Source organism: Cyanobium sp. BA5m-21 (genome assembly GCF_024346235.1).
Taxonomy (GTDB): domain Bacteria; phylum Cyanobacteriota; class Cyanobacteriia; order PCC-6307; family Cyanobiaceae; genus Cyanobium_A; species Cyanobium_A usitatum.
This window is the reverse complement of sequence record NZ_JAGQCO010000076.1, coordinates 1-6,650: the sequence shown is the minus strand read 5'-3', so window position 1 is coordinate 6,650 and position 6,650 is coordinate 1. Positions and strand designations below refer to the sequence as shown.

Annotated in this window: 6 protein-coding genes and 1 pseudogene; all 7 read left to right on the top strand. The window is 60.3% G+C overall.

Annotation, left to right across the window (positions count from 1 at the left end; translation table 11 throughout):
• A pseudogene (locus KBY72_RS13705) lies at positions 1-261 on the top strand (phosphate ABC transporter permease); the annotation flags it as partial.
• Positions 262-353: 92 nt separating this feature from the next.
• On the top strand, positions 354-1,130 hold the full coding sequence (gene rfbF, locus KBY72_RS13700) for a glucose-1-phosphate cytidylyltransferase (protein ID WP_254961648.1): 777 nt from the start codon (positions 354-356) through the stop codon (positions 1,128-1,130).
• A gap of 8 nt (positions 1,131-1,138) precedes the next feature.
• Entirely contained in the window at positions 1,139-2,230 is a 1,092-nt protein-coding gene (gene rfbG, locus KBY72_RS13695; RefSeq protein ID WP_254961647.1) for a CDP-glucose 4,6-dehydratase, read from the top strand.
• Positions 2,227-3,723 carry a lipopolysaccharide biosynthesis protein RfbH gene (rfbH, locus tag KBY72_RS13690; RefSeq protein ID WP_254961646.1) on the top strand — a complete coding sequence of 499 codons (1,497 nt, stop codon included), beginning with the start codon at positions 2,227-2,229 and terminating at the stop codon, positions 3,721-3,723. Before rfbG ends, rfbH begins: the two co-directional genes overlap by 4 nt.
• On the top strand, positions 3,720-4,415 hold the full coding sequence (locus KBY72_RS13685) for an SDR family NAD(P)-dependent oxidoreductase (protein WP_254961645.1): 696 nt from the start codon (positions 3,720-3,722) through the stop codon (positions 4,413-4,415). The genes rfbH and KBY72_RS13685 overlap by 4 nt, the downstream gene beginning before the upstream one ends.
• Positions 4,416-4,423: 8 nt before the next feature.
• On the top strand, positions 4,424-5,545 hold the full coding sequence (locus KBY72_RS13680) for a 3-dehydroquinate synthase family protein (protein ID WP_254961644.1): 1,122 nt from the start codon (positions 4,424-4,426) through the stop codon (positions 5,543-5,545).
• Positions 5,545-6,650: thiamine pyrophosphate-binding protein (locus tag KBY72_RS13675; RefSeq protein ID WP_254993807.1), on the top strand; the 1,106-nt coding region annotated here is incomplete at its 3' end. The genes KBY72_RS13680 and KBY72_RS13675, both read left to right, overlap by 1 nt.

The window sequence follows — 6,650 nt, the reverse complement described above, 5'->3', positions numbered from 1 at the left end:
TACCAGCTCATCCCTATAGCAATGCAGTTAATGTTTTTACTCTCACCAATTCTCTACCAAAAAGAAGCCCTGGGCGCCCTTGGCTGGACCGCCGACCTAAATCCACTTTATAGGGTACTGAGCAACCTACGTCACGCTCTGATCCAGGGCGAACTTAAGATGGATCAAACTCTTATCGTACTGTTCATCAATTTAATAGGTGTTTTAACGTCGCTCTGGCTCTTAGAGCGCAAGCGACGGGAACTCCCATTTCTCGTATGAGAATCAGCGATCACTCTTCACATTATCGCTGATTAGCCAGATTTCGGTGGCGCAGGCTGACAGTGGTATAATCATTCAAAATACATCATTAGATGAAAGCCGTCATCCTAGCCGGTGGACTCGGAACCCGTATCTCCGAAGAAACCCATCTCCGGCCAAAGCCAATGATTGAAATCGGCGGAAAACCAATACTCTGGCATATTCTTAAGATTTATAGTCATCACGGAATCAACGATTTTATTATTTGCTGTGGCTACAAGGGATACGTCATCAAGGAATATTTTGCAAACTATTTTCTGCACACCAGCGATGTAACATTTGACATGGGTAACAATACCATGAAAGTGCACGCAAGCAAGGGCGAACCCTGGAAGGTCACGCTTGTCGATACTGGTGAAAAGACTCTCACTGGTGGGCGCCTGCGCCGCGTACGAAGCTACCTAGACGACCAACCCTTCTGCTTCACCTATGGAGATGGTGTCGCCGATGTGAATATCACCGAGCTCGTGGCTCATCACCACACAGAGGGGCGCAAAGCAACCCTGACAGCGGTTCAGCCACTGGGGCGTTTTGGCAGCCTAGCTTTTGAACGAGGGCGCGTGATGCGCTTCGAGGAAAAGCCCCAAGGGGACGGGACTTGGATCAATGGAGGTTTTTTTGTTTTGGATCCTTCGGTTATTGATCTGGTCGATGGGGATTCCTGCACGTGGGAAGAAGCACCCCTCCAGAGATTGGCCGAAACACACGAGTTGTCTGCCTATCACCACACTGGCTTTTGGCAGCCGATGGATACCCTCAGAGACAAGAATCAACTTGAGGAACTCTGGCAAACAGGAAATGCACCCTGGAAGGCGTGGTCAGAAGGATGAACAGAAAAATGCAATCCGAAGGTCTAGCTTCATCAACATTTTGGCGGAACCGAAGATGCCTCGTAACAGGGCACACCGGTTTCAAGGGCAGCTGGTTGGCTTTGTGGCTCTGTGAACTTGGTGCCCAGGTCACCGGCTTGTCCCTTCCGCCCGAGTCCGAGCCCAACCTCTTTGACCAACTGGGCCTGGACCGTCGCCTGGATCACCGGATCGGCGATATCCAAGATCCCAAACTGCTGAAGGCCCTGGTGACTGAAACCAAGCCGGAGGTGGTATTGCATCTAGCCGCCCAACCTTTGGTGCGGCGCAGCTACCAAGAGCCCGCGGCCACCTGGTCCACCAACGTGATGGGCACCATTCACCTGTTAGAGGCTCTGCGCACGCTCCAGCAGCCCTGCAGCGCGGTACTGATCACCACGGACAAGGTCTATCTCAACAACGAGTGGCTCTATGGCTACCGCGAAAACGATCCCCTCGGGGGACATGATCCCTACAGCAGCAGCAAAGCGGCAGCGGAGATCGCCATCGCTAGCTGGCGCTCCAGTTTCTGCGGCATGTCTTCCCATCAGACGCCACACCTGAGCGTTGCCAGCGCTCGTGCCGGCAATGTGATCGGTGGAGGCGACTGGGCGGTGGATCGCATTGTGCCTGATGCGATGAGGGCCCTCAGCCGAGGCGAGCCGATCGGCGTACGGAATCCTGGCGCCACTCGCCCCTGGCAACACGTGCTGGAGCCGCTCGGGGGCTATCTCCGGCTGGCAGAGAACTTGTCCTCATCCGTCGAGTTAGCTGGTGCGTTCAACTTCGGCCCACAGCTCGAGGCCAACCGTCCGGTGCGTGAGCTGGTGGAGGAAGCGCTGCGTCACTGGCCCGGCCATTGGCAGGACCAGAGCGACCCTTCTGCCCCTCACGAAGCCAGCCTCCTCAGTCTGGTGATCGACAAAGCCCATCACCAACTTGGTTGGGCGCCCCGTTGGGACTTTGCGACCACCGTGGAGCGCACGGTCAACTGGTATCGGCGGGTTCAGGAGGGTCAGGCCTCTGCTCTTGAATGCTGCCTGGACGATCTTGCTGCTTACCTCACCCCCTCTGCTGCGTGACTTCCCTTCCCGACCTCAAGGATCAGATCCTCAACCTCACCCGCGACTATGCGCGTCAGGCCCATGCGGCCTACCGCCCAGCTGCGGATCCCGCCCGGACCCCGTGGCCCGAGGGCAGCCCGATTCCTTACGCCGGGCGAGTGTTCACGGAGACCGAGGTGGAGGCGGCCGTATCCGCCACTCTCGATTTCTGGCTCACGCTGGGCTCAGAAGGCGCGGCAATGGAGAAGGAGCTGGCCGCCTTCATGGGCGTGCGCCACTCGCTGCTGGTGAACTCCGGCTCCAGCGCCAACCTGGTGGCGATCTCAGCGCTCACCTCCGCCAAGCTGCCGGAGGCCCGCCGGATCAAACCCGGTGATGAGGTGATCACGGTGGCGGCGGGCTTCCCCACCACCGTGGCCCCGATCGTGCAGGTGGGTGCAGTGCCGGTGTTCATCGATGCCGATACCATAACGGGTAATGCCCGCTGCGATCAGCTGGAAGCGGCTTACAGCGCGGGCAAAACCAAGGCCGTGATGATGGCCCACGCCCTGGGCAATCCCTTCGATCTGGCGGCCACCCTGGCCTTCTGCCGCAAGCACGACCTTTGGCTGGTTGAGGACAACTGCGATGCCCTGGGTTGTAGCTACTCGATGCCACGGGAGCTTGCCGAGAGCCTGGGCTTCAGCGAGAACAGCCCTGGCCTCGATGAAGGGCCAGATCGGGTGATCCGCTGGACTGGCACCTGGGGCGACATCAGCACCCAGAGCTTCTACCCACCCCATCACCTCACCATGGGCGAGGGCGGTGCGGTGAACATCGTGCGCGAACAGAAGCTCAAGGTGATCGCCGAAAGCTTCCGCGACTGGGGCCGCGACTGCTGGTGCCCTAGCGGCATCGACAACACCTGCAACAAGCGCTTCGGCTGGCAGCTGGGTGAACTGCCAGAGGGCTACGACCACAAGTACACCTACAGCCACCTCGGCTTCAACCTCAAGCCGCTCGATCCGCAGGCGGCGATTGGCCGGGTGCAGCTGCGGCGGCTGCCGGAGTTTATCGAGGCCCGCAAACAGAACTGGGAGACGTTGCGCCGGGGCCTAGCGCCCCATGAGGACGTGCTCGAATTCGCCCTGCCCACCCATGCCACGGCCTGGGATCCGGAGCAGGGCTTCAGCTGGGATACCAGCGGTTGCCGCACCGATTGCTCCTGGTTCGGTTTCAAGATCGCCGTGAAGCCAGGGGCAGCTTTCAGCCGTACGGAACTGGCCCAAGAGCTGGACCGTCACCAGATCGGCAACCGCATGCTGTTCGGCGGCAACCTATTGCGCCAGCCGGCTTTTGTGCAACTGCGCCAAGACAATCCAGCGGCCCTGCGGGTGGTGGGCGAGATGGTGGGGTCTGATGACATCATGGCCAGCACTCTTTTCCTGGGTACCTATCCCGGCCTGACGGAAGCGATGCTGGCCCGAGAGGTTGAGGTGATTAATGGCTTCGTCCGCCTGCCCGCCCCATGAACCCCAAGGTGCTCCTGTTCGGCGCCGGTGGCGCCCTAGGTGCGGCGATCGCTAGGCATCTTGCTGGCGACGGATTTGCTGTTTACACCGCGGGATCAACCCGTTGGGAAGGCGCCAAGGCGCATCTGCCACTTGGCTACGACGATCCATCTGACGCGGCCAGCTTCAGCTCCCTCCCGGATCTCGATGCGGTGGTCTGGGCCCAGGGGTTGAACTGCAGCGACACCGTGTCGTCATTCGACACTGATAATCTGCAACGGCTGCTGCAGGGCAATGTGCTGTTCATTGCCTCCAGCCTTCAGGCCCTGCTCTCGGCCGGCAAGCTGAGGTCCGGCTGCCGGTTGGCTGTGGTGAGTTCAATCTGGCAGCTGGAAAGCCGCCCCGGCAAATTTTCCTACACGGTGTCCAAAGCGGCTCTGCAAGGGCTGGTGAAGTCCGTTGCTCTGGATCTTGGCCCCAGCGGCATCCTGATCAATGCGGTATTGCCGGGTGTCGTTGACACCCCGATGACGCGTACCCATCTCTCCACTGAGCAGATCGCTGCCATCGCCTCCCAATCGGCCCTAGGCCGGTTGCCCGAACCTGCTGATATCGCTTCTGCAGTGGCCTTTCTGGTTTCGCCGGCCAACCGCGCCATCACCGGCCAGTTCCTCACCGTGGATGCTGGTTTCATCGGCCTCAAGCACGCCTGATCTATCCGATGTCTGCTCTACTTCCCGAGCTCAAGATCCGCAGCGCCCTCGCGGATTACAGCGTGGCCTTCTCGCCGCTCACGGATCTCAGCCAGTGGTGCCCCAGCGCTGATCTGCTGCTGGTGGACGCCTTCTTCCGGGGCCGACTTGCACTGCCAGAGGACCTTCCCGTCATCTGGATCGAGGCCACAGAAGAGGCCAAGGCCCTGCAGGAGACCCTGCCTCTGTTTGTTGCCATGAAGCAGGCGGGTCTGGGCCGCTCGTCCCGCATTGCCGCGATCGGCGGTGGCGTGGTGCAGGACATTGCCACCTTCGTGGCCTCGCTGTTCATGCGAGGCATCCCCTGGAGCTACGTGCCCACCACCTTTCTGGGCATGGCCGATTCCTGCCTTGGTGGCAAGAGTTCGATCAATGTGGGGCCCTACAAAAACTTGATCGGCAATTTCCATCCCCCCAGCCGGATTGACATCCTGCCCGTCTTCGCCCGTACGCTCCCGGCCGTGGAGCTGGCCGGCGGTGCAGCAGAAGCCGCCAAGATTGCTTTCTGCCGCGGGGCGTCTGCCTTTGCAACCTACGAGCGGATGGCAGCGCCGGTACTCGGCGGCGCCTGGAAAGAGCAGGAGCTTGCTGAACTGCTGCACGCCACCCTGGCTGTGAAGCAGTGGTTCATCGAAACCGATGAATTCGATCAGGCGGAGCGGCGCCTGCTCAACTTCGGCCACACCTGGGGCCATGCCCTTGAATCGGCCACAGCATTCGCCATTCCCCATGGCCTGGCAGTAGCGATCGGGATGATGGCATCCATCTGCTTCACGGAGCACCAACCCGAATCCGCGGGGCTTTGGCAGCACTGCCTAGAGCTTCTGCAGCCAGTGCTGGAGCCACAGCAACTGCAGGTGTTCGATGCCGAGCATTTCCTGAAGGCCTTCCAGGCCGATAAGAAACATTCGCCTGGGCACTATCACCTGATCGTTCCCTCGTCCACCGATCCAGCAAGGCTGGGCGTCGAGGAAATTCAGCTACCTGCTGATCAGGCATGTCTCGATGCGGTGCTGGCAGCGATGCAGCAGGCCATTGCCACGCTGGAGCCAGAGCTGGCAGCTGTTCAACCCGTTGGGGTGGTTGCGTAATGAAGTATTCCGATGCTCTGATTAGCTGGTTAAAGGCCAGCGGTTATAGCCACTGCTACTTCGTGGCAGGTGGCAACATCATGCACCTGCTGAATTCAGCACGGCAGGCGCTCGTTTGCGTGCCTGTGGTGCATGAGGTGGCGGCAGCCATCGCCACAGAGTATCACAACGCCATCGTTGAAGCTGGTGCCGCCGCTCCGGGTACGGGCAAGGCGTTGGCACTTGTCACCGCCGGTCCAGGACTCACCAACACGCTCACAGGGCTGGCCGGCGCGTGGTTGGAAAGCCGCGAACTGCTGCTCCTCGGCGGGCAGGTGAAGGTGGAGGATCTGGCGCCAGCGGGACTGCGTCAGCTCGGCATTCAGGAGGTCGACGGTGTGGCCATGGCGTCACCGGTCTGCAAGCGGAGTCTCTGTCTCAAGGCCCCGATGCCCGCTGAGGCGGTGCTGGCTGAGGTGGCCGAAGGCTGGCGCGGACGACCAGGGCCAGTGTTCCTCGAGTTGCCCTTGGATGTACAGGCCAGCCAAGTGCCCGAGACTTGGGCGGATGCGGGCCTCAATAGCGGTCCCGGCCCTGAGAAAACAGCTCCGTTGGCTAGCGAGCAGTTGGTGGCGAATGTAGCCGCACGCGTCGCAGCGGCCGAACGCCCCGTGTTCCTGCTGGGTGGTGGTCTCTCCCATCGCCAGGCAAAGGCCCTGCAATCGCAACTGGCTGCTCTGAGCCTGCCTGTCATGACCACCTGGAATGGCGCTGATCGCTATACGGCTGATCATCCCAACTACGCAGGCCGGCCCAACACCTGGGGGCAACGCTCGAGCAATCTGCTTCTGCAGCAAGCGGATCTGGTGCTGGCGGTTGGCACCCGGCTGGGCCTTCAGCAAACAGGGTTCAACTGGCAAGCCTTTGTGCCTCTGGGTGAGGTGATCCAAGTGGATATTGATCCCTCTGAACTCGCCAAGCCCAATCCGCAAACAGCACTAGCAATTGAGGTGGATGCCGATGTATTCCTCTCCACTCTGCTGAGTCACAAGCTAGGGGATCACAGCGAAGGGCTAGCCTTTAGCCAACACGTGCGGGCACTGCTACCAGTTTCGGAGGCATGCAA

Excerpts from the sequence above, each read along its gene's own strand:
- rfbF (WP_254961648.1), top strand. The coding sequence starts at position 354 with ATGAAAGCCGTCATCCTAGCCGGTGGACTCGGAACCCGTATCTCCGAA.
- rfbG (WP_254961647.1), top strand. The coding sequence starts at position 1,139 with ATGCAATCCGAAGGTCTAGCTTCATCAACATTTTGGCGGAACCGAAGA.
- KBY72_RS13685 (WP_254961645.1), top strand. The coding sequence starts at position 3,720 with ATGAACCCCAAGGTGCTCCTGTTCGGCGCCGGTGGCGCCCTAGGTGCG.
- KBY72_RS13680 (WP_254961644.1), top strand. The coding sequence starts at position 4,424 with ATGTCTGCTCTACTTCCCGAGCTCAAGATCCGCAGCGCCCTCGCGGAT.